3 protein-coding genes and 1 pseudogene are annotated in these 3,497 nt (G+C 68.0%); 3 read left to right on the forward strand and 1 reads right to left on the reverse strand.

The window, feature by feature from the left end:
• The first annotated feature begins 132 nt into the window (after positions 1–132).
• Positions 133–396 carry a hypothetical protein gene (locus tag ACWFR3_RS46610; RefSeq protein ID WP_453740792.1) on the forward strand — a complete coding sequence of 88 codons (264 nt, stop codon included), beginning with the start codon at positions 133–135 and terminating at the stop codon, positions 394–396.
• Positions 397–597: 201 nt separating this feature from the next.
• Complete coding sequence (locus ACWFR3_RS46615) at positions 598–2,112, forward strand: glutamate synthase-related protein (protein ID WP_453740793.1); 1,515 nt, start codon at positions 598–600, stop codon at positions 2,110–2,112.
• 332 nt (positions 2,113–2,444) lie between these two features.
• Here the strand turns inward: ACWFR3_RS46615 and ACWFR3_RS46620 are convergent.
• Positions 2,445–2,923: pseudogene (locus ACWFR3_RS46620) on the reverse strand (ATP-binding protein).
• On the opposite strand from ACWFR3_RS46620, the gene ACWFR3_RS46625 reads away from it, so the two are divergent.
• Positions 2,886–3,386, forward strand: a complete 501-nt coding sequence (locus ACWFR3_RS46625; RefSeq protein ID WP_453740794.1) for a hypothetical protein — start codon at positions 2,886–2,888, stop codon at positions 3,384–3,386. The pseudogene ACWFR3_RS46620 and the gene ACWFR3_RS46625 sit on opposite strands and share 38 nt — an antisense overlap.
• Positions 3,387–3,497: the final 111 nt, after the last annotated feature.

Consider the following 3,497-nt stretch of genomic DNA (forward strand, 5'->3'; position numbering starts at 1 on the left):
AGCGCGGTGAAACAGGAACCCATCCGAAGGCCTCCTCTCTTGCAGCGGCGGGTCAGGCGGGAATCCCCCTCCCTTAGGTGGGGGAGGAAGTCAACGAGGGACGAGCTAGTCGTTCGAGCGGTTCGGCGGCGCTTGGCACCGCTCCCGGCACTCGGAGCGGAGTACGCCCCATCCTCAAGTGACCGCCGAGCCCCGTCGACCTACCCGCTGCTGGCCGCCCCCGGCGTCCCGGCCCTGCGGGACAAGAAGTTTCCCGGTAAGTACAGTCCGGGCAACGCCACCGCCCCTGGCCTGCACCGCATCACCGCGAAACTGCACAAGAACGCCTACAACGAGAACCTGTACCACAAGAACGGGGCGTGCTTTAAGACCGGCCGCTACAAGGACCTCTATTAGGACACCGCTCTGCCCGGCGGGACGAAACAAGGCCAACGACCGACGGCCGAGTGGGCGGCTGCCGAATCACTACGGGCTGCCCTGATGCCCCTAGCTTGCCGCAGTGGGACGAGAGCCTTCGCCGCCCTCCCGTGGCATTTCGGTGGCATGGGGTAGGCGGTCGTGGTGAGGTTCGGCCAGTCGAGGAGAGGAACGTCTTTCATGCGTGCTCGGAACATAGGTGCGTCAGCCGCCACAGCGTTGGCGCTGGTGGCCGCCCGCGACCTTGTGCAGAAGAAGCACGCACTGCTGAGGAACTTCCCCGTGGTGGGGCACGCCAGGTACTTGCTGGAGAAGATCGGCCCCGAGCTGCGGCAGTATGTCGTGACGTCCAACGACGAGGAACGGCCCTTCAGCCGTGACCAGCGCAGCTGGATCTACGCGTCGGCGAAGGAGGAGAACAACTACTTCGGGTTCGGCACCGACAACGACGTCGAGCACGTGCAGGGTCACGCGTACGTGAAGCAGCGCACGTTCGCCGGCCGGCTGCCCGATCTGCGCGACGCGCAGGCGCCGTTGCCCTCGGCCAAGGTGCTCGGCGGACCACGAGGCCGCGCGAAGGCATTCCGTCCGGCGAGTGTCGTCAATATCTCGGCGATGAGCTTCGGCTCGCTGTCCGGCGCGGCCGTCACGGCGCTCAACAAGGGCGCGGAGCTGGCCGGGACGATGCACAACACCGGCGAGGGCGGCCTGTCGCCTTACCACCTCAACGGTGGGGAACTCGTCCTCCAGATCGGTACGTCGTACTTCGGCTGCCGCAACGAGGACGGGACGTTCAACCTCGACAAGCTCAAGTCCGTGGTCGCGAGCGGGCCCGTCAAGGCGATCGAGATCAAGCTCTCGCAGGGTGCGAAGCCGGGGCTCGGCGGCATGCTGCCGGGTGCGAAGGTGACCGACGAGATCGCCGGGATCCGCGACATCCCCGCGGGCAAGGACTGCGCGTCGCCGTCGCGGCACACCGCGTTCCACGACGTGGACTCGATGCTCGACTTCGTGGAACTGCTCGCCACGGAGACCGGATTGCCCGTCGGGATCAAGAGCGCCATCGGGGAAATGGGCTTCTGGGAGGAACTCGCCACCCTGATGGAGCGAGGTGATCGAGGGGTCGACTTCGTGACCATCGACGGAGGCGAGGGCGGCACCGGGGCTGCTCCCCTGATCTTCGCCGACTCGGTGTCCCTGCCGTTCCGCATGGGCTTCTCCCGCGTCTACAGAGTGTTCGCCGAGCGCGGGCTGACCGACGACATCACCTTCATCGGCTCCGGCAAGCTCGGCCTGCCCGAGAACGCCGTCGTCGCGTTCGCCCTCGGCGTCGACATGGTCAACGTGGGCCGTGAGGCGATGCTGTCCATCGGCTGTATCCAGGCGCAGAAGTGCCACACCGACGCATGTCCCACCGGCATCGCCACCCAGGCCCCGTGGCTGACGCGCGGCATCGACGCACCCTCGAAGGCCATCCGGGCCGCGATGTACCTGCGCACCCTGCGCAGGGAGTTGCTGAGGGTTTCGGGCGCCGTCGGCGTCGCCCACCCCTCGCTCATCACCCCCACCGACATCGACATCCTCAACGGCGACTACGACGCCCGCCCCCTGGCGAGCGTCTACGGCTACAAGGACGGCTGGGGCTCGCTCGGCCCCAAGCTCGCCGATGAGATCGCCGAGCTGCTCACTGCCTGAGCACGTCCTTGCCCCCTCGTCGGGTATTCGGAGATACGACTACGGCCTGATCAGCACGCGACGTCACGAGTTCGTGCAGTCCTGTCCGGGGCGGCTCGTGTCGGGAGCCACTCGTCCTGCGTGGTGGGGCGTGACCGCCTCAGGGATCTTTGTCAGCATCAAGCGCCGGCCACGGGGCTGGGGTGGTCTCTGCGCTTCGGGCGCGGCGCCTTGCGGCATGCTTTCCCCACGGGTGCGTCCCGCAAGGCGCCTCTTCCCCTGTCGGCGACGCCTGAGTTGTGGACCAGTTCCGACGGGTGAAAGATGACCCCCGGTCCGTCAGCGGATGTTGTTCATTCCCTGGTGTTGGCTGCGGGAACCCGTCCGAGGTCGCGGCCGCGCATGCGGTAGGAGTCGCCCTTGAGGGAGATCACTTCGGCGTGGTGGACGAGGCGGTCGATCATCGCGGCGGCGACGGTGTCGTCGCCGAAGACCTCACCCCAGCGTCCGAAGGGCTTGTTGCTCGTGACGATCACGGACGCGTGTTCGTAGCGGCCCGAGATGAACTGGAAGAACAGGTCGCGGCCTCAGGCTCGAAGGGGATGTATCCGATCTCGTCCACGACGATCAGCGGGATCCGGCTGAGCCCGGTGAGTTCGTCGGCCAGGCGGCCGTTGGCATGAGCGTCGGTGAGGCGGGCGACCCACTGGGCGGCGGTGGCGAACGCAAAGCGATGACCGGCCTGGCAGGCCCTGATCCGTCCCTCAGCGCCAACGGCGGTCGCGGCCGACCTGGTGATCAACAAGCGGCTGGGCTGGAGCCCGCCCGTCATCGAGTTCAAGCGCGCCTATCTCCACGCGCTCAACCCGGCCGGTTTCGGTGCCGTGCTGGTCGCCTCGGCGGTCCCGATCACCGCGTTCCTCGGGGCGTTCGGGCCCTACGCGCAGGCGTTCTCGACGTTCCTGGCGTGCGGGCTGGCACTGGTGCTGTGCCCGCTGATCGCCTGGCTGACCAAGGGCCGCTTCTACCTGGCTCGGACGAACACCGTCAACGGGCCCGGGGTGGACGTGCCCGACGTCACCGTCACCCACGAGTGCGTGGTGTGCCGCACCCACTACGCGCTGCCCGACATCGCGGACTGCCCGGCCCACGACAATCCGATCTGCTCGCTGTGCTGCTCGCTGGACAACCAGTGCGGGGACGTGTGCCGCAAGGAGCCCACTGCCGGGCCCGTCCTGCTGCCGGTGCCCCAGCTGCCGCCCTCCTCGGGGCGGGACGCTGCGCACGAGGCGTGACAGCGGCCCGAGCGGAGCGGCCCGTACGGGGTCGGGCCGCGCTGCGGGCGGGTCAGAGCGCCGAGTCGAGGTGCCCGAGGTGCTCGATGAGGTTCATGTTCTCGGCGTAGT

Source organism: Streptomyces sp. NPDC055189 (assembly GCF_053606765.1).